Here is a 23904-nt window from a genome sequence, read left to right on the forward strand (position 1 = left end):
AGTTGTACGTTTACTTCACCAAGGCTTTAGCTTTTTGTAGTTGTGGATCTGTTTCTTTTAGATGTTTTTGCGTTAATTCGACTAATTTATCGGTTGTGACACCTGTCATAATTCCCGTCACATCTAATTTGTTTGCTGCTTGGAATCTCTCCACAGCATATTTTGTATCTATATCGTATAAGCCATCTACTTTTCCAACATTATAATCTAGCGCTTTTAACATCGTTTCGATGGTTCTTACATCATCACCGAAATCGCCATTTTGATAGACTTTTGTGGAGGAAGGAATAGTCATGGTTGCATAATTTGGCATGTTCACAACCACATCTGGCGTAATACCTTTTTCATGAATCCATTCGCTATTTGGCGTCAACCATTTTGCGACAGTCAATTTAAGGGTGGATTCGTCGGATAACGTTGTTGCAGTTTGGACAGTACCTTTACCAAAAGATTTTGTTCCTACAAGTTTAATGCCACCAGATTCTTTTGCTGCTGCAGCAAGGATTTCTGAAGCACTTGCGCTACCACCATCTATTAACATAGTGGTTGGTACTTTTACTTTATAGTCTCCATGTGAACTACTATCCGCTTTAATGGCTGATTTATCACCGTCTTTTCCTTGCTCTTGCACGACAATTTTACCATCAGGAACAAATAGGCTAGCGATGGAAACGGCTTGATCAAGCAATCCACCAGGATTTCCTCGTAAGTCAATGACAAGACCCTTCATACCGTCTTTTTCGAGTGATTTTAATGCTTTTTCAAGCTCATCATAGGTAGTTTCAGAAAACGTACTAATCGTTACGTGCGCAATTTTGTCGCTACCCATTTCTTTATATACTGTTTCGATGGGAATTTCATCGCGGGTAATCGTGACATCAAATGGCTTATCTTCGTTGGAACGTTGAATTGTCAGGGTTACTTTTGTCCCTTTTTCACCGCGGATTTTTTGTGTTGCCTCTGTTGCCGTGTCGCCTTTAACAGATTTGCCGTCTACTTGTGTGATAATATCTTGTGGGCGTATCCCAGCTTTTTCAGCTGGTGAGTTTTTGATTGGCGAAACAACTACAATAGCACCATCTTTTTCTTGAATCTCCGCACCAATGCCTTCAAAACTAGCAGAAATCGTGTCGTTAAAATCTGATGATTCTTTTTTCGACATGAAAGTGGAGTATGGATCATCTAGCGAATTAACCATACCACTTATTGCCCCGTCTATCATCGTAGTAGATTTGGTATCTTTATAATATTTGCTTGTAATTTCGTCGTATACATCGTAAAGCTTGGTAAATTCTTTTCGTTCTGGAATGCTCACTTTTACTTGCTTGTCATCCCCTAGAGACATAACAATTGTCGTCACTAATGCTGTCACAAATACAAAAGCGAATAATAGCATTATAAATGGGAATAACTTCATTTTTATATAACCATTGCCAGGTTTTGATTTTTGTTCTTCGTCTTTCTCCACTTTTTCTGGTTCGTTCTGTGGGGATTCTTCCATCTTTCTTCACCACTTTCTATGTAAAATGTGGCTAGTAATAGCACATTTTATTTAACTCATTTATTTTACCAGTTTTCCACCTATTTTGGTATCTTTTTTTCATGACATACAAAATAGGAGGACACATAGTAGAGTCCTCCTTTCACGTTTCATTTAAGCTACTTCATATCCCGCTTCTTCAACGGCATCAATTAGCATATCTTCTGTCACTTGTCCTTTTTCAAACTCAACAGTAGCTGTTCCTTCATCTAGTGATACTACTGCACTTTTCACGCCATTAACTTCTGATAAAGCTTTTGTTACGCGAGCCTCACAGTGAGAACAAGTCATACCTTCTATATTGAATGTTAATTTTTCCATGTTATATTCCTCCTATGATTTAAATTTATATCTTTTTAAGCGAAGTGCGTTTGTGACAACTGAAACGGAACTAAATGCCATCGCAAGTCCTGCTACCCACGGGGCAAGTAAACCGAGTGCAGCAATTGGGATACCCGCACAGTTATAAGCAAGCGCCCAGAAAAAGTTTTGACGGATATTTCGCATCGTTGCTTTGGAAAGTTCGATTGTTTCTGGAATAAGCGTTAGACGATGACTTACAAGTGTAACATCCCCTGTTTCAATCGCAATGTCTGTTCCAGTTCCGATACTAATACCAATATCACTCGCTGCAAGAGCCGGAGCATCATTAATCCCATCACCAACGAATGCAACAATATGCCCTTCTTGCTGTAATTTCTCAACTAAGGCACTCTTATCGTTCGGTAGTTGTTCGGCAAAGAACATATCAATACCTAAATCTTTCGCCATATTTTCTACGACAACAGATTGGTCACCAGAACAAATTGCCGTTTTAATACCTTGTGCTTTTAGTTTTTGGATGGCTTCTTTTGCTTCTGGTCGCGGGGTATCGGATAAAGCTAGAGCACCTGCGTATACACCATCGATTGCCATTGCTACAACTGTTTTTCCTGCATGCATCCAACTTTCGATTAATTCATCATCTTCTTTTGGGATTGTTGTAAGGGAAGAAACATAGCGGTAAGCACCTAGTTCCACTTTACTATCATCCAAATTACCAGTCATCCCATGCCCAGCTTTCGCGCGAATTTTCCCTTGTTTGACTGCAGATATATCCAAATTTTCTGGCTCTAACATCTTAATAATCGCTTTCGCAATCGGATGCTCTGATTGTTGTTCCATTAAGAATAAATAAGGGAAAAACTGATCATTGGCTGCTTTTTTATCACTCACTTCTAGTTTACCTTCTGTTAAAGTACCAGTTTTGTCAAAAACGATGGTATCCACTTTGGAAGTACGTTCTAAATGTTCGCCACCTTTAAATAATATCCCACTTTCGGCACCTTTACCAGTTCCAGCCATGATAGCGGTTGGCGTTGCAAGGCCAAGCGCACAGGGACAGGCAATAACTAATACCGCAATCGCAGCTTCAAGTGAACCATCCACCGTTCCAGTAACAAGATACCAAATAATAAAGGTTACAGCCGCAATACCAAGTACAATAGGCACAAATATGCCGGAAATTCTATCTGCCAAACGTTGAATTGGCGCTTTAATACCTTGCGCTTCTTCCACTAAACGAATAATGGATTCTAGAACGGTTTCTTCCATTCGTTTCGTAATTTTTGCTTGGAAAGCCCCGTCAAAGTTAATCGTTGCACCAATGACAGAATCGCCTGGTTTCTTCTCTACCGGTACAGGTTCACCAGTAATCATCGCTTCATCAATACTCGTTTCTCCGGAAATAATTTCGGCATCCATCGGAACTTTTTCCCCAGGACGGACGAGGATAATATCGCCAATTTTCAATGAATCTACTGGCACTAACCATTCTTTTCCTTCGCGAATAACGGTTGCTTCTTTCGCTTGAAGTTCAAGTAAGCCAGCAATAGATTCGGTTGTTCTCGATGTTGCGTATGATTCGAGTAATTTACCTAGCAAGATTAAGGTGATTAACACGGCACTTGTTTCAAAATAGTAGTGCGGCATCAGGCTCGGATCAATCATGTGACGAATGTATTCCACTACACTATAGAAATAAGCAGCAGAAGTCCCCAGTGCGACTAATACATCCATATTCGCGCTTTTACCTCGAAGCGCTTTATAAGCCCCATCATAAAACCGCCAACCAATATAAAACTGAACAATCGTTGCGAGTATTAATTGGATGGTTGGATTAATCCAGTTACCAATCGTTTCCGCAAACGCCATTTCATGAATATACGGAATATGTGTCACCATGGTAAGAAGTAATGGCAAGGAAAGAACCGCCGAAAGAATAAAACGCCTCACTTCTTTTTTGAAATTCTTTTCTAACACAGCATCTTTTTCTTCTTTAGACATTTTTTCCGCTGCGTCATATCCTGCGTGTTTGACCACTTTTATCAAATCTTCTGTTGATGTCACTTCTGGGTCGTAATAAACGGCCGCATTTTCCGTTACTAAGTTGACGTTCGCTTTTTCTACACCTTCCGCTTTATTTAACGATTTTTCAATTCTCGTGGAACACGCCGCACAAGTCATCCCAAAAACGTTTAAATCTTGTCTTACATATTTATCACTCATTGCATATACCCCCCTCAGGTTTTCGAAAATTGACGTATTGCTTTAAGTAAGTCCTCCATTACGTCATCTTCTCCATTTTTTGCCGCATCCACCACACAGTGCGCCGTATGATGTTCCAGCACTTGTAAACCAACATTTTTAAGTGCTTTATTCGCTGCTGAAATTTGAACTAAAATGTCTGTACAATATCTATCATCCTCGACCATTTGAGCGATACCGCGAATTTGGCCTTCGATACGTCGCAAACGATTTTGAAGTAATTTCGTTTCTTCCTCTTTGCGTGGAACAATGGGTTGGTCATGTTTCATATTTTCTCCTCCTTTGTTTCTACAATCAACAGTATACCCCCTATAGGTATATTATGCAAGTCTTTAATTTTCGCTAACAATAAAAAAAGCCATAAACAAATACTTGTTTATGGCTGAAAAACTTGTTATTTAGCGGCATCTACTTTCTTTTGAAGTGCCTCTACATGTTCAAAAAATTCTTCTAATGTCCAGTTGTTTTCATAAATAATTGTTGCGGCATCTTTACCAACATAACGATAATGCCAAGATTCATACTGGTACTTTGTGATAGCTTCTCGACCTTTCATATAACGCAAGATAAAACCATAGTTATGAGCATTTTCTTGCAGCCATTTGCCTTCAGGAGTTGTCCCAAAAGCTTCTGTTAGCTCATATGATTGGCTTTCTGAAGAAATATCCATCGCTAAACCAGTTTGATGTTCACTTGTCCCTGGATAGGCTACTGCTTCTCTTGCTTTTTGGTCCCCTTTGGCATTTACTTCTGCTTGGAAGACCTCTTGTTGGCGCTTATACGAACGATAACCAGATACCGCAAATAGTTTCTTGCCATCTTTGTTCGCGGCCGTAAACATTTCTTCTAATGCAGTAGCTGCCTCTTTTCTGAGTTGCGCTTTTTCGACTTGTTGGTTACCGAAAGAAAAGGTTACATTCGGTCGAACTAAGTCAGGGGGGGTATATGTCGGTTGCAAAGAATAATCTTTATTGGCTAAAACCAGTATATTTTCCTCGTTTTCAATATACTCTATACCATTTTTTTTGGTTAATTTATTTTGTTTGTCAATATAAGGATAAAGCGGATCTTTTTTTAATTCTGCGAGCGTTTGATTACCTGACGATTTTTGTTCTACTTTAGCAATGGAATCAGCATTTGTTCCACCGAAATATTGGTCTTCCACCGTGTGGACACAACTGATGCTAATGGCTAAAGCGATTGTTAATAAAGAACTCATATCTGTTTATCAACCTTCCTGTATACATTAAGTCTGATTCTAAGGTAGTAATTAAAAATTATTTTATTGCTGCTTCAAGTGCCACAACAATCATATCATTGAAAGTAGTTTGGCGCTCTTCCGCGGATGTTTCTTCTCCGGTAAAAATATGGTCACTTACAGTTAAAATAGCTAAAGCACGACGACCATATTTTTGTGCTAACGTATAAAGTGCCGCTGCTTCCATCTCAATTCCAAGCACACCATAGTCTGCCAATTGTTGTTTGTCTAGTTGATCATTATAAAAACGATCTGCCGAAAAAACATTCCCTACTTTAAGCGATAATCCTTTTTCGATACCTGCATCATACGCTTTTTTTAGAAGAGAAAAATCAGCAACTGGGGCAAAATCTACACCAGCAAAAGTATTGCGATTAATTTGTGAATCTGTGGAAGCCGCTTGTGCAATGACAACATCACGTACTTTAACGTCCGCTTGAATGCCGCCCATAGTACCTACGCGAATCAAGTTTTTCACATCATAGCTTTGAATTAATTCATTTACATAAATCGAAATAGATGGAATTCCCATACCCGTTCCCATAACAGAAACTTTTTCGCCTTTGTATGTACCGGTAAATCCAAGCATACCTCTCACTTGGTTAAATAACACAACATCTTCTAAAAATGTTTCAGCAATGTATTTTGCTCTTAATGGATCTCCTGGTAATAAAATCGTTTCTGCAATTTCCCCTTGTTTCGCTTCGATATGTACGCTCATCTTTTTTCCTCCTAGTGTTTGTTTTTCTCTTCATCTAGCAAATAAGCATCCCAAAGTTCATCGAAAATAGACATTCCTGGTAAATACGGCGCATTAAACTCCAGATAATCACAAAGAATATGATAGTTTCTTGTTTGCTTTGGAAAACTATGATCTCGGTATGCATTGTTGGCAAATTCCGTTTTCTGATCTGTTAGCTTCGGGTCCCGATATGTCATTAAAAAATGATAAAATGATCTTCCCAACGTACAACACACTCCGCTCTTTTTATGCTTTAACTATAGTTGATTTCCTGAAAAAAATAAAGTTAATTTTCGATTTTACGTAGAATTTTTTCTGCAAGTCGATGCGTTTCTAGTGCATCTTCCTTGGAAATTGACGCTTTTTCTCCATTTCGCACAGCCGTTAAAAAGGCTTGGATAATTGATACAAAACCTCTTTTATAAAGCGTTGTCTCCCAGTCACCAAAACGCTCAAAACGTTCTGTCGTGCCTTCATAAATATGCATTTCTGTAACATTTTCAACTTCATATTTGGCGTTTGGTGTCATTACAGCTAAACGTTCTTCGTTTACACCGCTATCACGATTCATGATGGCAGTAGCCACTTTATCTCCCGCTGTAATTTGCACTGTTATACTTGCTAAAAGGTCCTCTTGCCATACCGGAACAACGTGTAATTGTTCTATTTTGGCATCTAGTAAAAAACGTATGGTATCAATGACATGAATAAAATCATCATAAATAAATGTACGAGCTTCACCGGGTTGCGCCGCACGATTTTTTTGCATAATAATCATGTTAGCGTCTGTTAAGGCTTTTAATTCTTGATATTTTGGCGCGTAACGGCGATTAAAGCCAGTCATAAGTAACGTATTTTGTTCTTCTGCTAGACGTGTTAATTCTTCTACTTCGGATAAATTATCGGCAATTGGTTTATCCACATAAACTGGAATATGATGTGCTAGAAAGGTCCGGATTACTTCTGGGTGACTTGCTGTAGATGAATGCACAAACGCCGCATTCACGCCAGACTCAATCATAGAATGAATACTTTGATGATAATGATCAAAACGATATTTCTCACTTAAATGCTTTAATTTCTGAGCATCCCTCGTATAAAGATGTACCTCGATATTTTCCATTTCCGCAAAAACTGGCAAGTATGCTTTTTGGGCAATGCCTCCAAGGCCTACTACTGCAACTTTTAACATGTGTATCGCTCCTTTTCATAACAATGCCAGAGAATGATTTCGCGATATTATTCTGCGCATTTCATTTTCTGGCATCATTTGTTTATTCAAAGATTTTTTTGTATGCTTGGTAGCCTTCTTCTTCTAACTTATCCACAGGGACGAATCTGAGCGCTGCGGAGTTAATGCAGTAGCGAAGTCCACCCTTATCTTGTGGTCCATCTGGAAAAACATGCCCTAAATGGGAATCCGCATCAGCAGATTTCACTTCTGTCCGAATCATACCATGCGATAAATCTCTATGTTCGATTACTTCTGTCTCATCAATTGGCTTAGTGAAACTTGGCCAACCACAGCCAGCATCGTATTGATCATTGGATGAAAAAAGCGGCTTACCAGAAACAATATCTACATAAATCCCTTTTGCCGCATTATCATAAAACTCGTTTTGAAATGGGCGTTCAGTACCTGCTTTTTGGGTTACCTTATATTGTATATCTGTTAGTTGTTTAAGTCGCTCGTTCTTTTTACTTTCATCCATTTGATTTCACCCTTTCCAGTTGGCATCTATGAATGCAGCACGACCTGAAGCAACTTGATATCCCTCATAGTGCGCTTTTTCTTTTTTGTAAAAATCTTGATGATATTCTTCAGCAGGATAAAATGTTTCTGCTTTGGCAATTTCTGTGACAATAGGCTTTTTAAATCTACCACTCGCATCAAGTGCTGCTTTTGATTTTTCAGCAATTTCTTTTTGCTCTTCATTGTGGTAAAAAATAACTGGACGATACGAATCGCCACGATCAACAAATTGGCCCGCCGCATCAGTTGGATCGGTTTGTTGCCAATATACTTCGACTAATTTCTCATATGGAAAAACCGCCGGATCAAATGTGATTTGGATTGCTTCTGTATGTCCTGTTGTCCCGCTGCAAACTTCTTTATAGGTTGGATTAACCGTATGACCACCCGTGTAACCTGAAACAACTTTTTCAATTCCCGGTTGCGTGTCAAAAGGTTTTACCATACACCAAAAGCATCCTCCAGCAAATGTTGCTTTTTCAAGTGATTCTTTTGTCATAAAAATGCCCCCTAACTAGGATTCAACCAGCCAAATTACTTCACTGGTACTAAAAGTGTAAACGAAATATCGTCTTTCTTCAAATTTAGCGTATCAGCACGTACTTTTGTGTCACCTTGAAGTTTCAGCTTATCTAGGGAGAGATAGATTTTTTCCTTTTTAGGCATAATTGTCACCCAATCAGGGAATTTATAGTTTTTGCTTACATAATTCATTACGTAAGACACGGGCAGTGGCAAAGCGCCAACTGACATATCTTTAAGCGTCAACTCAACATTGCCATTATCAACAACTTCTGGTGAGAACTTCAAGCGTAGTTCGACTGGTTCACCAAAAATTTCAGCTTCGGCAGTAAAATTAACATTATTTGCGACGAAAACTTTATAACCGATATCTTGATCTTTGCTAAAATCTTCTATATAAGAACTAATCAATTGATTTAAGTCAGCTTTTGTTGTGCTCGTTTGAAATTCAACCATTGATTTATTACTAATAAGGGATGGAGTAGGTTCATCTTGCGGGCTAAGTTTGAATACTGCTACATAAATCCAGCCAGCAGAAAGTAGAAGTACACTAATTAATGTGATACATACCCATTTCCAATAATTACGTTTTGGTTTTTTGGGAGCCGATCGTGTTTCTCTCTGCACGATTTTAACACCTTTCTATTTGGGAATATTGCCTTCGTTTAATTGTTTTACGATAGCTTTGTCTAATTCCGTTGTCATCTTCTCATATCCTGTATGATTAGGATGGAAATAATCATCTGACAGTAGCGAATTAGGTTTATCTTTATTAGCTGCATTTCGATCTTCTAAAACTTTTGCAATAGGTACAAAATAGGCATTGTTAGCTTGCTGAATTGTTTTCTTGGAAGCTTCATTCCAGTCAGAGATAATCTCATCAAATTGTTTGATATCGCTAAAGTAAGTTGTATATGGATTGTAAATGCCCATTAAAAATATCGCGGCATCTTTGTTATAGGACCGAATGTCTTTTAGAAGTGTCTCTAACTCTTGTTGGAATTCTTTGTTTGCTTTTGTAAAATCATCTACATTTACATTTAAAAGACGCGATTGCAAAATAGCCATGACATCATTTCCGCCAATGGTGATTGTTATTACATTCGCATTTTTGACATCTTCCTGGAAATCTTTGTTTGTTTTTAAACGTTTTTCGAGTTGGGTTATTTTGTTTCCAGATACTCCGTAATTACTCGTTTTTACGCTTGGAATATTTGGCTCTTCTTCTAGTTCTTGGGGGATAATGCCGACATAACCGCCCTCTTTGTTTTCATCACCAACACCTTCTGTTAATGAATCCCCCATGGCAACGAGGTTAATCGGGATTTCTTTTGATTCTTTATAATACTTGATACCAAAAACTGCGCCAACAAGAAGTGCGATAACAAGCACGCCTCCTGTAAGCCACAGCCATTTTTTCTTTGTCATCTGCAATCACTCACTTAGTCAGTATAGTACATAAATGCAAACGCGCCAGTTCCAGCATGTGTGGAGATAACTGGGTCTGCAAAAAATAGTGGAATTTCTGTTAAACCGGTTATTTCTTTTGATTCAGCGATAAAATCATCCGCTAAATTAAGCCCATCCGCATGGACAACATCAAGATGCTGAATTTTTTTCGGTTCATCTTTAATTAGGTTTAGACAATATTGTAACACTTTTTTATTGCTGCGGACTTTCGTTTCTTCTTCCAATTGTCCATCTGTTAATTTAGCAATTAATTTGATATTTAAAAGGCTACCGAAGAAGCCTTGCATCCGACCAACACGTCCACCTTTAATTAAGTTATCAAGTGTTACGACAACGATATAAAGTTTTGTTTTGTCACGAATGTCATTGATTTTTGCATGAATTTCTTCTACAGAATAATCACCAGACTGAGCCATTTCAGCGGCTTTTAATACTTGGAACGCTTGCCCACGTGCTGTATAATCGCTATCTACTACTGTAATATTTCCTTCTACCATGTCAGCTGCTTGGCGAGCTGCGTTTACAGTACCACTTAGTTTTTCGGTTAAATGGATAGAAAGAATTTCATAGCCTTCCGCCGTATATTTTTCGTATGCTTCTACAAAAGAACCAATGGCAGGTTGAGAAGATTTTGGTAATTCTTTTGTTTCAGCCATTCGCACCATAAATTCTTCCGGCGTGATGTCTGTTTTAGGATTGTATACTTGTCCATCAATCTCTACAGTCAAATACAAAATGTCAATATTCCATTTTGCTGCTTCTTCTAATGTTAGTCCAGCAGTTGAATCAGTGATAATTTTTATTTTTCTCATATAGCCACATCCAGTTTTGCTTATTTTATCTTATTATAACATCCCAGGCAGTATACACAACCTATAAACTAGTTTTAAGAAAAGAGAAAGAAATGGTATTTGTCTTTCTATTCTGGATTTTTTAGCGTATGATAGATATACAATATACTTAAAAATTTGTAGAAAAGTATGGTGATAAAATGAATGTCACTTCTTACAATTGGAAAGAAGAAGTAGCAAGTGCTATAACGCATGGTATTGGGTTTATCCTTAGTATTCCCGCGCTCGTCTTACTTATAATATTCGCTGCCGGAAAAGATAATCCTCTTTATTTAACAAGTTTTTTAATTTATGGAATTTCCCTCATGTTGCTTTATATTTGCTCCACACTACTTCATAGCTTCAAGCCTTGCAAGGCGCGGACAGTTTTTAACATTATGGACCACGCTGCGATTTATGTATTAATTGCTGGCAGTTATACGCCATTTGTTTTGATTACAATTCAAGGGACACTTGGCTGGACACTATTTGCTGTCATTTGGGGGCTCGCAATTGCTGGGATTGTTTATAAGATATTCATGACTGGCAAATTAAAACTTTTATCGACAAGTGTTTACTTACTTATGGGGTGGATGGTTATGTTTGCGATTAAACCTCTTTATGCAGGGCTTACTCCAACTGGATTTTGGTTACTTGCAACTGGCGGAATTATGTTTACTGTAGGCGCTGTTTTTTACAGTATTCCTCGTATCCCCTATATGCACGCGATCTGGCATTTATTTGTTATCGCAGGAACCGCTTTTATGTATTTCTGTATTTTATTTTATGTTTAAATAACACAATGCAAAGACCTTCTCCAACGCGAGAAGGTTTTTTATATAGTATAGCACAATTAAGACTTGTTTTTAATTATGTCATACTATATAATGATTAGCATAACATAATGAAAAGGATGTGATTCCCATCGAACTTTCTCCTAGACAACATCAAATTGTTGCCTATGTTCGCACGAATGAGCCGGCTACTGGTGACTCTATCGCTGCACATTTAAAACTAACACGAGCCACCATTCGAGCTGATTTATCAATTTTAACCATGACTGGCATTTTAGATGCTCGCCCAAAAGTTGGATACTTTTATTCCGGCTTAGAAACGAATCCAATTCATTTTGATGAAATTCGTCAGTTAAAAGTAGCCGATATTATGACACAGCCATTTTTCGCAAAAAAAGAAACGAGTGTATATGATGCGATTGTTATGCTCTTTATGGAAGATATTGGTAGTTTATACGTCATTGAAGATGATCTTTTAGTTGGACTTGTTTCCAGAAAAGACTTGCTAAAAGGCGCCCTTGCTGATGCAGATACGAAAGCGACACCGATTGCGACAATTATGACACGGATGCCAAACCTTGTGACTGTTACAAAAAACGACACTGTGTTACATGCTGCCGAACAACTCGTGTTCCACCAAATCGATTCGCTTCCCGTTCTAGAAAACACCAAAGTCGTTGGAAAAATTTCAAAAACCCGTATTACTGCGCTATTTGTAGATACAATTAAAAAGGTTTAGTAGGAGGAAAATATGGAAAATCCGGTTATTATATACGTTATTTCAGATGCTATCGGAGAAACTGCTCAACATATTATTCGCGCGGTAACAGCTCAGTTTTCACTTAACAAGCCTGCAGATATTCGGCGCCATGCTTTTATTCGAGATGAGAGCGCTTTACTTGAAACATTAGAAGAAGCCAAAGCGGCAGGTGGTATCGTCGTTCAAACGCTCGTACAAGCTAAGTTAGCTACTTATGCCACTAATTTTTGTGTAAAAAACAATATTCCGAACGTAGATTTATTACATACACTAACCGCTGCAGTTGAAGCAAAAACTGGCTTAAAATCTAAACAAGACCCTGGCAATATGCGTCGTCTTGATAGCAATTATTTTGATCGTATTGCAGCCATTGAATTCGCCGTAAAATATGATGATTGCAAAGATCCCCGTGGCTTGCTAGATGCAGATATCGTTCTTGTTGGGGTATCAAGAACGAGCAAAACCCCACTAAGTAGCTTTCTTGCCAATCAAAATTGGAAAGTTGCTAATGTACCACTTGTTCCCGAGATTCCGATTCCTGCTGAACTTTTCCAAATCCCAGCGGAACGTATTATCGGCCTGACAACCACCCCAGAAAAACTAGCGCAAATTCGCAAAGTCCGTTTGAAATCTATCGGTTTAGACGAAGCAAGTAGTTATTCCAGTGAAAAACGTATTTTAGAAGAATTAGAATACGGTTATGACACATTCAAAAAACTTGGTTGCCAAGTCATTCATGTAGAAGATAAAGCCATTGAGGAAACCGCTGCCCTAATCACGGAAATTATCACGAGTTACCACTAATTTGAAGAGGTGAATAATGTGAGAAAATTTGTCTATCAGTTCAGTGAAGGTTCTAAAGAAATGAAAAATCTATTAGGAGGAAAAGGCGCTAACTTGGCCGAAATGACGAATATTGGTTTACCCGTCCCTCCTGGTTTTATTATCTCAACCGATGCCTGTAACGATTACACGGCTAACAATAAACACCTTTCCGAAGCTATTTTTGAAGAAGTAAAAATTCATTTAGCGGAACTGGAAAAACAAACCGGGAAGATTTTCGGATTTGCAGAAAACCCTCTACTCGTTTCCGTTCGTTCTGGTGCCCCTTTTTCGATGCCTGGCATGATGGATACCGTGCTCAATCTAGGTTTAAATGATCAAACCGCAGAAGGGCTTGCTAACTTAACGGGTGATACTCGTTCGGCCTATGATTCTTACCGCCGTTTTATTCAAATGTTCGGTGACGTTGTTTTTGAAATTCCGAGCTACCAATTTGAACAGGCTCTTAGTCGCATCAAAAAAGCCAAGGACTATCATTTAGACACAGAATTAAATGCAACTGATTTAAGCGAACTCATCGATGCTTATAAATTAATTTTTAGCCAAACAACTGGCACAGATTTCCCACAAAATCCTCTAGAACAACTAAGGCTTGCTATTATCGCTGTCTTTAATTCTTGGATGAATCCTCGTGCTGTTATTTACCGCAGATTACATGATATTGATGAAAGTTTTGGCACAGCCGTTAATATTCAAGCGATGGTTTTTGGAAACACTGGAGAAACGAGTGGAACTGGCATTACCTTTACCCGCAATCCTTCCACTGGCGAAAAGAAAGTCTTCGGGGAATTTTTACTTAATGCGCAAGGTGAAGATGTGGTTGCTGGAATTCGTACCCCTGAGCCGATAAGTGCACTGGAAGAAAGAATGCCCACTGTTTACAAGGAGCTCCTCCATATTTCTGAACTTCTCGAAAATCATTATTTAGACATGCAAGATATCGAATTTACTATCGAAAAAGAAAAACTCTATGTCTTACAAACTAGAAGTGGCAAGCGAACAGCCAAAGCAGCGATTCAAATAGCTGTGGATTTTGTGCAGGAAGGCAAAATCACTCGAGAAAAAGCTCTTATGCGTGTGGAAACAAAACAACTACACCAATTACTTCATCCAACTTTTCTTGAAAGCGCTCTTAAAAATGGACAAGTCATCGCAACGGGTTTACCTGCAAGCCCTGGTGCTGCAACGGGTCAAATTTTCTTTGAAGCAAAAGAAGCTGTCCAAGCAGCCGAACGTGGCATTCCTGTCATTTTAGTTCGTAATGAAACTTCTCCAGAGGATATTGAAGGCATGGCGCGGAGTAACGCTATTTTAACGGCTCATGGTGGTATGACTTCTCATGCTGCCGTCGTTGCCCGCGGAATGGGAAAATGCTGTATCGCGGGTTGTGCCGAACTTACTATTAATGAACAAGAAAAAACACTTCTTCTTTCTAATGGTGAGGAGCTTCATGAAGGTGACTATCTCTCACTCGATGGCACGACTGGCAAAGTGTATCTCGGGGAAATCGCACTAACAGAAGCCCAAATTGGCGGACATTTTAACGAGTTAATGGCATGGGCTGATGCGGAGAAAAGATTAATGATTCGAGTAAATGCAGATACCCCAGTAGACTTTAAAAAGGCCCTGTTATTTGGTGCAGAAGGTATTGGTCTCTGCCGTACCGAGCATATGTTTTTTGATGAAAAACGAATTCCTTATGTGCGCCAAATGATTTTAGCAGAATCGCTTGGCGAGCGCGAATCCGTTTTAGCTATTTTAAAAGAAATCCAAAAAGCCGATTTCATTGAACTATTCCGTATTGCCGAAGGTCGCCCGGTAAACATTCGCTTACTTGATCCACCGTTACATGAATTTTTACCTAAAATGAAGCAAGAAATAGAACAATTAGCTGGCACGATGAATCGAACCGTGCCTCAAATTACAAAACGAATAAACGAACTAAGAGAAGCAAATCCCATGCTCGGACATCGTGGTTGCCGTCTTGCTATCACATTCCCAGAAATTTACCGGATGCAGGCGGAAGCAATTATCGAAAGTGCAATTATGGTTCATAATGAAGGAATAGATGTTCACCCAGAAATAATGATCCCACTCATCGCTACGAAAAACGAACTTAGCTATATAAAAAAAGAAATGAAACAAAAGGTTCAAGCTATTTTTGATAGAGAACAAGTGGTGATTCCCTATGATATCGGAACAATGATTGAAATTCCGCGAGCGTGTGTAACTGCGGATGAAATCGCCGAAGAAGCAGCGTTCTTTAGCTTTGGAACGAATGATTTAACACAGCTCACTTATGGTTTTTCACGTGATGATGCGCCCAAGTTCCTAGCCGATTATTATGAAAAAGATATTTTACCTAAAGATCCATTTGTTTCGATTGACAAAAATGGTGTTGGCGCTCTGGTTGAAATGGCGGTTACACGTGGACGAATGACTTCGGAAGATTTAAAAATGGGTGTGTGCGGCGAACATGGCGGCGATCCTGAATCTATCCAGTTCTTTCATCAATTAGGACTTACCTATGTTTCTTGTTCGCCGTACCGCGTTCCGATTGCCCGCCTTGCAGCAGCTCAAGCAGTATTAGCGGAAAAACAAAAACATTTAATTCCAACTATCTAAAAAAGCCAGCTGATAATCTTAGTGATTGTCAGCTGGCTTTTTCTCTTATTATTTTTCGCAAATCGCAAAATAATTTCCTTCGTTATCCGAAAAATTGAACACCCGGCCCATTGGTAAATCAACCAAATCGCCGACCGTAATGCCTTTATTTTTATATTCTTCATAAAGTTCTGCGACATTATTTCCAAATAGTAAAATAGATGGTGTCCCAAGATTCATCTCTGGGTTCATTTCTGCTACTTTCTTTTTGTTTTGAAGGACAAAAGTAGTCTCCACACCTTTTGTTGGCGCTATTTCAATCCACTGAATTTCGCCATTTACAACCTCTTCAGAAACGACAACAAAATCTAATTTTTCTACCCAAAAATCTCTTACTGCCGCTTGGTTTTCCACATATAACATCACTTGACCAATTTTTTCAATCATCGTTCATCGTCCCCTCGTCATTTCTTTTTCTTTTAGTCCAAACTCCGCATAAAAATCTCGCTTCATTTCTAACAAATAGCGCAAATCATTCATAAATTGGAATAGAATTGCTCTATTTTCAAATTCCGCTCGTGTCTCTGGGAGCTTACTGCCTCGAAACTCATGCACCATCTTCGTAATTTCTGCCACTAAATCTTCTGCCGTATTATGCTCATCTAGCGTCTGTGCCGTTTTTTCCGTAATTTCTGCGAGTGCCATGCTTTGCTCTGAAGAATGGTCAAACGCGACTAAATGCCGTTTCATCTGTGTTAAAATTCGATATTGTACAAGCCGCATATCAACGTACTGCGAATAATAATGAGAAGAAGCAAAAAACTGATTGTCTAAATTTCTCGCTGCTTTTTCTTGAGCATAGTCTAATGTACCCTTTAATTGATTTAATAAGCCAAATTCATCATGATACTCCGACTGATTCCGAAGCCCTTGCGTCATTTCTGTCAAAATTTGTCGCATAATTGCTTCTATTTTTTGTTGACTGCGTTTTAATTCGTCTTCCATTTTAGGCATATATAAATTTAAAATAATCGCAATGCCAGCACCAACGGCCATAAGTAACAGTTCATTTTTAAACCAAAAGAAGGATAGTGATTGTTCGAGTAAAATATGCGATACAAGTACAGAGCTCACAACAATTCCGTCAGCAACATGAAGTCTTACAGCAAGTGGAATAAAAATCAATAAATAAAGTCCAAAACTCACCGCATTATAACCAATAAGCATGAAAAAAACGGCAGCAATAGATAGCGCCAAAACGGTCGAATACACCCGCTGAATTGCTAATTGTAAAGATCCCTTTTTTGTATTTTGAACACTTAAAATTGCGATAATCCCTGCCGAGACTGCATATTCCAAGTGTAGCCATTCCGCCAAAATTATCGCCAGTGTCGCTGCAATCGCGGTTTTTACCGTTCGCATTCCAATCCGCATATGTCCTGTCCCCTTTCTATGTCCAACTTATCATAGCACGAAAGCGAAAAACGCAAAAGAAAAACCTTGAAGATTACTCTTCAAGGCCTTACATTATTCTTCATCTAATGTTTTTTTGAAACGCGCTCGGAAAAAGAATCCTAAGCCGACAACTAGGGTTATCGCAATGACACTATAAATAATTGTCGAAAAGCTATCCATGAAAACAACAATTTCATTCCATGACTCACCGAGTATAGCACCAAGTCCAATTAAAACCGTATTCCAAAGTAAACTTCCCGCAGTTGTCAAAATTAGAAATCGCGACATTTTCATCTTCGTCATCCCAGCTGGAATCGAAATCAGGCTTCGTATGAGCGGAATCATTCGACATAAAAACACGGCCCAACTTCCATATTTCAAAAAGAAATTTTCTGCGCGTTCCACATCAGATTCCTTCAGCCGCAAAATCCGACCGTATTTTAACACTATTTTCGTGAGTCGTTCTTTACCAAAATAAGAAGCGACTTTATACAGTAAAATAGCGCCCACTACAGAACCTAGTGTTGCTACAATAATCACCATCACGACATTCAGTGATGTAACTGTCGTCATAAATCCACCAAAAGTTAAGATAATCTCAGAGGGAATAGGCGGAAACAAGTTTTCAATCATAATCAAAACAAAAATACCGATATAGCCAAAATCAGCCATAATACTTGTAATCCAAGTTTCCAAAAAACACACTCCTGTACTTTATTTCCCTTTTAAAGTAAGTGCTTGCTTTTTAATTTTACTATACTAGCCACTATTTTTCAATCATTTTGATAAGAAAAAAGAACTTGGTAGCTTAAAATGTACCAAGTTCTTTGCGTTTCACATTTTTAATTCGGCCTTATTCGCGAAAAATCCTGCTAAACGATCTTTTACTTTTCTGATGCCACCAGCTTCATCACTTTCTAAATTCATTGGCATTACCGGTTCATGTAAGCTCATTCGTAGTAAGAACCAGCCTTCACCAAGCGCACCTTTCGTATTCACACGAATTCCTTCTTGATTCACAGGTTCTAATTCCATATCCGGATCCGCTTCTACGAACGTCAGAAAATCAGCTAAAACTTCTTTTCCATAAGCTTTAAAATCTGTTGCCGTAATGCTCAAACGAATTTCTTCGCTTTCTGCGGGTTCTTTTAAATCAGCTATTAAATCCGGCAAATCTTTTCCATTTTTTCGTAATGTTGCGTAAGTCATTAAAATTTTGGCAATGAGATAAGCGCCATCATCCAAGAAATAATTTTCTTTTAATGCGGCATGACCACTTACTTCGATAGCAATTTCTGATGGTGTTCCGTTTGCATTTAGGCGCAGCGCTTCATTGATAACGTTACGATAACCACGTTTAAAACGATGTTGTTTCCCACCTTTTGCTTCGATAAAGGTTTGCAAATGCCCCGATGTTGTGGAGTCAGTCACGATAGTTGTTCCTGGTTTTTCTTCTAAAATAATACTAGAGATAACAGCAATTAACGGGTTGCGGTTTAAACTTTCACCATTTTTATCCATGATTGCAGCACGGTCTACATCCGTATCAAAAATCACGCCTAAATCCGCCCCACTCGCAAGAACCGCTTTTTTCAAACTAGCCATAGCTTCCTCATTGTCAGGGTTCGGAATATGATTAGGAAAATTTCCATCCGGATCTAAAAACTGGCTTCCAGAAATGTCTGCGCCAAGTTCTGCCAATACTTTCTCAGCAAAAAAGCCGCCCGCGCCGTTCCCTGCATCAACAATAATATGGCTCCCTTGGAGTGGCTTCATTTTGTCAGCTGCATCCGTGATTCCAGCTCTAATTTTATCCGTTAAGTCTGCTGCATATGTAGAAAGTAAATCTTGTTTTGTTACTTTACCAAGATTTAGTCCATTTTCTATGAAAGATTTATCTGCGTGAGCCACGATATAATCAATATCTTCGTGTTCAGCTCCACCAGATTTCGTAAATAATTTTAGTCCATTATACATAAAAGGTAAGTGGCTCGCTGTAATCATAATCCCAGCATCGCAGTCATAGTCTTCGTACTGAGTTGCCATAAACATCGCTGGCGTTGTTGCAAGCCCAACATCCACAACATCTATACCAGCAAAAGTTAACCCTTTGACAAGTGCCGCTTTTAGTCGTTCAGCTGAAAGTCTGCTATCATGACCAATTGCCACTTTCGCTTGACCTTCCACTTTTTTCTCCTCTTTTAGCCATTTCGCAAAGCCATAAGCAATCTTTTCTACACGTTCGTCTGTTAGCGTAATCTGATATTTTTCCGTAGCAATAGCTATTCCACGTATGTCTGATCCGTTTTGCAGTGCTTCTAACGCTTTCGTTTCTGATTGATTCATGTCATTCCTCCAGCTTCTGTATTTTTCCCCTTCATTATAGCTTATATTGCGAAATTTTCACATAGCTTTTACAAAAGAGGTGCTCTATTTGCGATAATAATTTGCAAATCAACGGTTAATTCTTTTGGTGGGTTTCCCAGTAATTCGCTTTTTTTCTCCGCTTCAATATGCCAACCAAGTGGTGTCATTTCAAGAAAATCTGCAAATAATTCTTTGGCAATCGGCGCTTTGTAGGTCACTCGTTCTACGTGTTCTACGCTTAACTTTTCTGCTAACCGTGATGTGACCGACTCATTCGAATAACTACTTTTCTCGTCGACATAAATAAATTCACGTAATTCCCGCAAATAATTCGCTTCTGGCACTACTTTTAGCAAATATCCATCCTTCTTTAAAAGTCGTTTGAATTCCACGTAATTCGATGGCGATAAAATATTTAAAATGACATCCGCCGTCTCTGCTTGATTCGGGCAATTGGCTAAATCAGCTACTGTCCAAGCAATACCAGGATAGTCGCGTGCCGCTTGTTTCACCCCTTCTTTGGCGATATCTAAACCAACTGCGTGGACATTAACACCAATTGCCTGTAAATTCGATACAACTCGCGTCAAATGACTTCCTTCCCCGCAACCTGCATCATATAAAACGAGTTGTTCTTTTTTCTTCTCCGCAATAAATTCTGTCACTCGCTCGATTAATTTTTCAAAAAAGCCACTCGTGATCACTTTTTTACGGGATTCGAATAATGATTGATCATATTTTGTTTTATGAGCTTGTTTTAGTAAATGTACATAACCTGGTTTGGCGATATCAAACCCATGACCTTCCAGACATACAAATGACTGAGGCTCTCTAAACGCGAATGCTTCGCCACAAATGGGACAAGCAAGAAGAGTTATATTTTCGTTCAAGGCGCGTTTATTTATCTCCATTTTCGATAACAATTAATATTCACTCCACTCGAAAAACGTTGCCCGCATGCAGGCAACGTTTCTACTAATTTCTTTCATACGTATAAAAAGTATAATTGTACTTATTTTTTTCATCTTTTTCATGGAATTCTTTCGCCAGTTCGGAAAAATTCTCCCAATCCACTTCAGGAAACGCAGTATCAGCCTCAAACTCTGCATCAATTTTTGTCACAATCAGCTGATCCGCCACATCCATAAATAAACGATAGATTTCTGCACCACCAACTACATAGATTGGTTCTCCTGTCTCAGCAAGACCTAAAACAGCTTCTTTTGAATGAAGTACCTCTGCATCATCTAACTTGAGGTCTTGATCTCGTGTCAACACGATTGTCTTTCTATTTGGTAAAGCTTTTCCTAGCGATTCATAGGTTTTTCGCCCCATGACAAGCGTTTTCCCAGTCGTCGTTTTTTTGAAAAACTGCAAATCTCCTGGTAAGTGCCACGGCATTTTGTTATCTTTTCCAATATTTCCAGCGCGGTCTTGTGCCCAAACAAAAATAATCATCCAAAAAAACCTCCCTTATACTGAAATTGGTGCTTTAATTGCCGGATCTGGATTATAACCATCTAGTGAAATATCCGCTACATCAAAATCAAAAATCGTTGCTGGTTTATCTGAAAGCACTAATTTTGGAAGTTTGTGCGGTGTTCTAGACAACTGTTCTTTCACTTGCTCAATATGATTATTATAAAGATGCGCGTCACCCATTGTATGGATAAACTCGCCAACATCCAGTCCTACTTCACGCGCAATCAAATGTGTTAGAAGCGCATAGCTCGCAATATTAAATGGTACACCAAGGAAAATGTCAGCACTACGCTGATACAGCTGACATGATAATTTCCCATCCGCAACATAAAATTGGAATAGCGAATGACAAGGCGGTAAAGCCATATTCGGAATATCTTCTGGATTCCAAGCAGAGACAATCAAACGACGCGAGTTCGGATTCGTTTTAATCATTTCAATCAAATCTGCTAACTGATCAATTGTTTCCCCTTGCGAAGTTTTCCATTCGCGCCATTGTTTACCGTAAATATTACCTAGCTCGCCGTATTTATTCGCGAACGCTTCATCTTCTAAAATACGTGTTTTAAACTTCTCCATCTCCGCTTGATACACTTCTTTGAAAGCTGGATCACGCTCAGCACGCAGTCCAAAGTCAGTCATATCTTCGCCTTTATAATCATCACTTTTCACAAAACGTTCAAAAGCCCATTCATTCCAAATATTATTATTATGCTGTAAAAGGTAGCGAATATTCGTATCTCCATGTAAAAACCATAGCAGTTCACTTACTACAAGTTTAAATGGTACCCGTTTTGTTGTCATAATCGGAAAGCCCTCTTGTAAATCAAAACGCATTTGATAACCAAATGTGCTGATTGTTCCAGTCCCAGTGCGATCTCCTTTTTGTGTCCCATTCTCTAAAACGTACTTTTCTAAATCCAAATATTGTTTCATCGTTCGCACTCCTTATTCCGCGTATTGTGATAAAAATTCCCAGCGTTCCATCATTTGTTCGAGCTCCGTTTCTTTTGCCGTGATGAGTTCGCTAATTTCTGCTGCTTTTGTAAAGTCCGCTCCGGTTTGTTCCAATGTTTCATTAAACGATTCAATGGTTTGTTCTAATTCGCTAATGGCATCTTCAATTCCGTCCCACTCGAGTTGTTCTTGGTAGGTGAGTTTGACTTTCTCTTTTTTCTCCGGTGCTGGCTTATCGACCGAAGTGTTCACCATTTTTTTCATTGATTTTGCTGGTTTTGCTTTGGTCACAAGTTCTTTCAAATAATCACTATATTCGCCGTAGAAAATTTCTACTTCACCAATTGCCCGGAAAACGAGCAATTTGTTTACGACTTTATCGAGGAAATATCTATCATGGCTAACCGTAATTACGGTGCCATTGAATGATTCTAAATAGTCTTCTAAAACCGTTAATGTTTGCGTATCCAAGTCATTCGTCGGCTCATCTAGCAATAAGACATTGGGTCGTTCCATCAAAATGCGTAGTAAGAATAACCGCCGTTTTTCTCCACCTGATAAGCTACCAATTTTCTTCCCGTGGGAATTTGGTGGAAATAAAAATCGTTCTAACATCGCACTCACACTGATTACTTCGCCACCAGAAGTGGTCACTTGCTCTCCCGCTTCTTGCAAATAAGCAATCATTCGCATATCCGGATCCATTTCTTCATTTTGTTGCGTATAGTAACCGATTTGTACGGTTTGACCTGTGACTATTTCCCCAGCATCTGGCGCTAGTTTTCCAGCCAACATATTCAGTAAAGTCGATTTCCCAGTTCCGTTATTCCCTGTAATGCCAAGGCGTTCACCGGGTTGGATAATCAAACTAAAGTCTTGCAATACTTGTTTTTCATCAAAGCATTTTTCTAAGTTTTTCAGTTCGAAAACATCTTTTCCAAGACGACTAGTAACAAAATCAATTGCCAGTTCTGAGTCATCGATTTTTGTTTTCACTTTTTTCTCTAAATCATGGAAACGGTCTTGTCTGGCATTTTGTTTAGTGGCGCGACCTTGAGGACCGCGGCGCATCCATGCTAGTTCCTTACGATAAAGGTTTTTATTTTTCTCAGATTCACGGACTTCATTTTCCATTCGAATGGCTTTAGATTCCATGAATTTCTCGTAGTTCCCAACGTATCGATAAGCCGAACCTCGGTCGAGCTCCACCATATGATTTGTCACTCGGTCAAGGAAATAACGATCATGGGTAACAAGTAAGACAGCCCCTTTAAAGCGATTTAAATATTCTTCCAACCAACGAATTGACTGAAAATCTAAATGGTTGGTAGGTTCGTCCAAAATAAGTAAATCTGGTGTCTCGATTAAGACTTGCGCTAAACCAACCCGTTTTCGTTGTCCACCAGAAAGCTCACTTATTTTCGCGGTTAAATCTGTGATGCCTAATCGCTCCAAAATTGTTTTCGCTTCTGTGTTCATATCCCAAGCCGCACTAGCATCCATTTCTTGGCTAGCGGTTGTATAAGCATCGTGTAATTTGGTATTTTCTGCATCAAGTGACATCGCGAGCAATACTTCTTCGTACTTGCGCATTGCCCGAAGCGCCGCAGTATCCCCATCAAAAACAGCCGAAAGAACCGTATTCGCTTCATTAAACTCAGGATCTTGTGCTAAATAACCAATCGTATAATCTTTCGCTTTCGTAACAGTGCCCTTATCCCCAGATTCACTACCAGAAATAATTTGTAATAGCGTTGATTTCCCGGTACCATTTACACCGATTAAACCAATACGTTCGCCTTCTGTTATCGTTAGGGAGATATTCTCAAACAGGCTTTTTTCGCCGTATGTTTTTGTTAAATTTTCCACTTTTAATTGTTTCATTTAGTCCCATCCATTTCCTGTTCGTCCTTATCTATTCTAGCGGAAAACATAAAACAT

Annotated in this window: 25 protein-coding genes; 4 read left to right on the forward strand and 21 right to left on the reverse strand. The window is 38.9% G+C overall.

What is annotated here, in order from left to right:
- Window positions 1-10: 10 nt before the first annotated feature.
- From HRK21_RS01105 to fakB, 13 genes are all read right to left on the reverse strand, one after another.
- Window positions 11-1501, reverse strand: a complete 1491-nt coding sequence (locus HRK21_RS01105; RefSeq protein ID WP_003739260.1) for a lmo1851 family serine protease — start codon at window positions 1499-1501, stop codon at window positions 11-13.
- Between the two features lie 153 nt (window positions 1502-1654).
- Window positions 1655-1861, reverse strand: a complete 207-nt coding sequence (copZ, locus tag HRK21_RS01110; RefSeq protein ID WP_069888008.1) for a copper chaperone CopZ — start codon at window positions 1859-1861, stop codon at window positions 1655-1657.
- A gap of 12 nt (window positions 1862-1873) precedes the next feature.
- Window positions 1874-4087 carry a heavy metal translocating P-type ATPase gene (locus HRK21_RS01115; protein ID WP_070005944.1) on the reverse strand — a complete coding sequence of 738 codons (2214 nt, stop codon included), beginning with the start codon at window positions 4085-4087 and terminating at the stop codon, window positions 1874-1876.
- A 14-nt stretch (window positions 4088-4101) separates the two neighbouring features.
- Window positions 4102-4395 carry a copper-sensing transcriptional repressor CsoR gene (gene csoR / locus HRK21_RS01120; RefSeq protein ID WP_003729496.1) on the reverse strand — a complete coding sequence of 98 codons (294 nt, stop codon included), beginning with the start codon at window positions 4393-4395 and terminating at the stop codon, window positions 4102-4104.
- 125 nt (window positions 4396-4520) lie between these two features.
- Entirely contained in the window at window positions 4521-5345 is an 825-nt protein-coding gene (locus tag HRK21_RS01125) for a M15 family metallopeptidase (protein ID WP_070005945.1), read from the reverse strand.
- 58 nt (window positions 5346-5403) lie between these two features.
- Window positions 5404-6105, reverse strand: a complete 702-nt coding sequence (gene deoD / locus HRK21_RS01130) for a purine-nucleoside phosphorylase (RefSeq protein ID WP_003723411.1) — start codon at window positions 6103-6105, stop codon at window positions 5404-5406.
- An 11-nt stretch (window positions 6106-6116) separates the two neighbouring features.
- Window positions 6117-6350 (reverse strand): YozE family protein, encoded by a 234-nt coding sequence (locus HRK21_RS01135; RefSeq protein WP_003720177.1) that lies wholly within the window; start codon window positions 6348-6350, stop codon window positions 6117-6119.
- Window positions 6351-6412: 62 nt separating this feature from the next.
- Window positions 6413-7318: a Gfo/Idh/MocA family protein gene (locus HRK21_RS01140; protein WP_070005946.1), complete on the reverse strand. Its 906-nt coding sequence runs from the start codon at window positions 7316-7318 to the stop codon at window positions 6413-6415.
- Window positions 7319-7400: 82 nt separating this feature from the next.
- On the reverse strand, window positions 7401-7838 hold the full coding sequence (gene msrB / locus HRK21_RS01145; RefSeq protein ID WP_069888004.1) for a peptide-methionine (R)-S-oxide reductase MsrB: 438 nt from the start codon (window positions 7836-7838) through the stop codon (window positions 7401-7403).
- Window positions 7839-7844: 6 nt separating this feature from the next.
- Window positions 7845-8378, reverse strand: coding sequence for a peptide-methionine (S)-S-oxide reductase MsrA (msrA, locus tag HRK21_RS01150; protein ID WP_003723414.1), 534 nt, complete (start codon window positions 8376-8378; stop codon window positions 7845-7847).
- A gap of 35 nt (window positions 8379-8413) precedes the next feature.
- Window positions 8414-9028 (reverse strand): YpmS family protein, encoded by a 615-nt coding sequence (locus HRK21_RS01155; protein ID WP_003739266.1) that lies wholly within the window; start codon window positions 9026-9028, stop codon window positions 8414-8416.
- A 15-nt stretch (window positions 9029-9043) separates the two neighbouring features.
- The gene (locus HRK21_RS01160; RefSeq protein ID WP_003739267.1) at window positions 9044-9829 is read right to left on the reverse strand and encodes an SGNH/GDSL hydrolase family protein; all 786 of its coding nucleotides are present in this window, start codon (window positions 9827-9829) and stop codon (window positions 9044-9046) included.
- Between the two features lie 14 nt (window positions 9830-9843).
- The gene (gene fakB, locus HRK21_RS01165; protein WP_003739268.1) at window positions 9844-10683 is read right to left on the reverse strand and encodes a DegV family protein; all 840 of its coding nucleotides are present in this window, start codon (window positions 10681-10683) and stop codon (window positions 9844-9846) included.
- Between the two features lie 179 nt (window positions 10684-10862).
- Between fakB and trhA the strand changes: the two genes are divergently transcribed.
- From trhA to ppdK, 4 genes are all read left to right on the forward strand, one after another.
- Entirely contained in the window at window positions 10863-11495 is a 633-nt protein-coding gene (trhA, locus tag HRK21_RS01170) for a PAQR family membrane homeostasis protein TrhA (protein WP_069888002.1), read from the forward strand.
- A 121-nt stretch (window positions 11496-11616) separates the two neighbouring features.
- Window positions 11617-12234: a transcriptional regulator CcpN gene (gene ccpN / locus HRK21_RS01175; protein ID WP_070005947.1), complete on the forward strand. Its 618-nt coding sequence runs from the start codon at window positions 11617-11619 to the stop codon at window positions 12232-12234.
- A gap of 12 nt (window positions 12235-12246) precedes the next feature.
- Window positions 12247-13059 (forward strand): pyruvate, water dikinase regulatory protein, encoded by an 813-nt coding sequence (locus tag HRK21_RS01180; RefSeq protein WP_069888000.1) that lies wholly within the window; start codon window positions 12247-12249, stop codon window positions 13057-13059.
- Between the two features lie 18 nt (window positions 13060-13077).
- Window positions 13078-15723, forward strand: coding sequence for a pyruvate, phosphate dikinase (ppdK, locus tag HRK21_RS01185; RefSeq protein WP_070005948.1), 2646 nt, complete (start codon window positions 13078-13080; stop codon window positions 15721-15723).
- Between the two features lie 48 nt (window positions 15724-15771).
- Here the strand turns inward: ppdK and HRK21_RS01190 are convergent, their stop codons facing one another.
- From HRK21_RS01190 to HRK21_RS01225, 8 genes are all read right to left on the reverse strand, one after another.
- Complete coding sequence (locus HRK21_RS01190) at window positions 15772-16149, reverse strand: VOC family protein (protein WP_003729490.1); 378 nt, start codon at window positions 16147-16149, stop codon at window positions 15772-15774.
- Window positions 16150-16152: 3 nt separating this feature from the next.
- A complete protein-coding gene (locus HRK21_RS01195) occupies window positions 16153-17136 on the reverse strand; it encodes an aromatic acid exporter family protein (RefSeq protein ID WP_069887998.1) in 984 nt (327 codons plus the stop codon).
- 93 nt (window positions 17137-17229) lie between these two features.
- Complete coding sequence (locus HRK21_RS01200; RefSeq protein WP_070005949.1) at window positions 17230-17853, reverse strand: DedA family protein; 624 nt, start codon at window positions 17851-17853, stop codon at window positions 17230-17232.
- Between the two features lie 138 nt (window positions 17854-17991).
- The gene (locus tag HRK21_RS01205) at window positions 17992-19503 is read right to left on the reverse strand and encodes a phosphohexomutase domain-containing protein (RefSeq protein ID WP_070005950.1); all 1512 of its coding nucleotides are present in this window, start codon (window positions 19501-19503) and stop codon (window positions 17992-17994) included.
- A gap of 68 nt (window positions 19504-19571) precedes the next feature.
- Entirely contained in the window at window positions 19572-20447 is an 876-nt protein-coding gene (locus tag HRK21_RS01210; protein WP_077952716.1) for a putative RNA methyltransferase, read from the reverse strand.
- 52 nt (window positions 20448-20499) lie between these two features.
- On the reverse strand, window positions 20500-20982 hold the full coding sequence (locus HRK21_RS01215; protein WP_069887995.1) for a dihydrofolate reductase: 483 nt from the start codon (window positions 20980-20982) through the stop codon (window positions 20500-20502).
- A 15-nt stretch (window positions 20983-20997) separates the two neighbouring features.
- Window positions 20998-21942, reverse strand: coding sequence for a thymidylate synthase (locus tag HRK21_RS01220; RefSeq protein WP_069887994.1), 945 nt, complete (start codon window positions 21940-21942; stop codon window positions 20998-21000).
- 12 nt (window positions 21943-21954) lie between these two features.
- Complete coding sequence (locus tag HRK21_RS01225; RefSeq protein ID WP_070005951.1) at window positions 21955-23847, reverse strand: ABC-F family ATP-binding cassette domain-containing protein; 1893 nt, start codon at window positions 23845-23847, stop codon at window positions 21955-21957.
- Window positions 23848-23904: the final 57 nt, after the last annotated feature.

This window comes from Listeria monocytogenes (assembly GCF_013282665.1).
GTDB lineage: Bacteria > Bacillota > Bacilli > Lactobacillales > Listeriaceae > Listeria > Listeria monocytogenes_C.

Bases quoted from the DNA above. Each gene is read 5' to 3' on its own strand.
- HRK21_RS01105 (WP_003739260.1), bottom strand. From the start codon at position 1,501: ATGGAAGAATCCCCACAGAACGAACCAGAAAAAGTGGAGAAAGACGAA.
- copZ (WP_069888008.1), bottom strand. From the start codon at position 1,861: ATGGAAAAATTAACATTCAATATAGAAGGTATGACTTGTTCTCACTGT.
- HRK21_RS01115 (WP_070005944.1), bottom strand. From the start codon at position 4,087: ATGAGTGATAAATATGTAAGACAAGATTTAAACGTTTTTGGGATGACT.
- csoR (WP_003729496.1), bottom strand. From the start codon at position 4,395: ATGAAACATGACCAACCCATTGTTCCACGCAAAGAGGAAGAAACGAAA.
- HRK21_RS01125 (WP_070005945.1), bottom strand. From the start codon at position 5,345: ATGAGTTCTTTATTAACAATCGCTTTAGCCATTAGCATCAGTTGTGTC.
- deoD (WP_003723411.1), bottom strand. From the start codon at position 6,105: ATGAGCGTACATATCGAAGCGAAACAAGGGGAAATTGCAGAAACGATT.
- HRK21_RS01140 (WP_070005946.1), bottom strand. From the start codon at position 7,318: ATGTTAAAAGTTGCAGTAGTAGGCCTTGGAGGCATTGCCCAAAAAGCA.
- msrB (WP_069888004.1), bottom strand. From the start codon at position 7,838: ATGGATGAAAGTAAAAAGAACGAGCGACTTAAACAACTAACAGATATA.
- msrA (WP_003723414.1), bottom strand. From the start codon at position 8,378: ATGACAAAAGAATCACTTGAAAAAGCAACATTTGCTGGAGGATGCTTT.
- HRK21_RS01160 (WP_003739267.1), bottom strand. From the start codon at position 9,829: ATGACAAAGAAAAAATGGCTGTGGCTTACAGGAGGCGTGCTTGTTATC.
- fakB (WP_003739268.1), bottom strand. From the start codon at position 10,683: ATGAGAAAAATAAAAATTATCACTGATTCAACTGCTGGACTAACATTA.
- trhA (WP_069888002.1), top strand. From the start codon at position 10,863: ATGAATGTCACTTCTTACAATTGGAAAGAAGAAGTAGCAAGTGCTATA.
- HRK21_RS01180 (WP_069888000.1), top strand. From the start codon at position 12,247: ATGGAAAATCCGGTTATTATATACGTTATTTCAGATGCTATCGGAGAA.
- HRK21_RS01190 (WP_003729490.1), bottom strand. From the start codon at position 16,149: ATGATTGAAAAAATTGGTCAAGTGATGTTATATGTGGAAAACCAAGCG.
- HRK21_RS01195 (WP_069887998.1), bottom strand. From the start codon at position 17,136: ATGCGGATTGGAATGCGAACGGTAAAAACCGCGATTGCAGCGACACTG.
- HRK21_RS01205 (WP_070005950.1), bottom strand. From the start codon at position 19,503: ATGAATCAATCAGAAACGAAAGCGTTAGAAGCACTGCAAAACGGATCA.
- HRK21_RS01215 (WP_069887995.1), bottom strand. From the start codon at position 20,982: ATGATTATTTTTGTTTGGGCACAAGACCGCGCTGGAAATATTGGAAAA.
- HRK21_RS01220 (WP_069887994.1), bottom strand. From the start codon at position 21,942: ATGAAACAATATTTGGATTTAGAAAAGTACGTTTTAGAGAATGGGACA.
- HRK21_RS01225 (WP_070005951.1), bottom strand. From the start codon at position 23,847: ATGAAACAATTAAAAGTGGAAAATTTAACAAAAACATACGGCGAAAAA.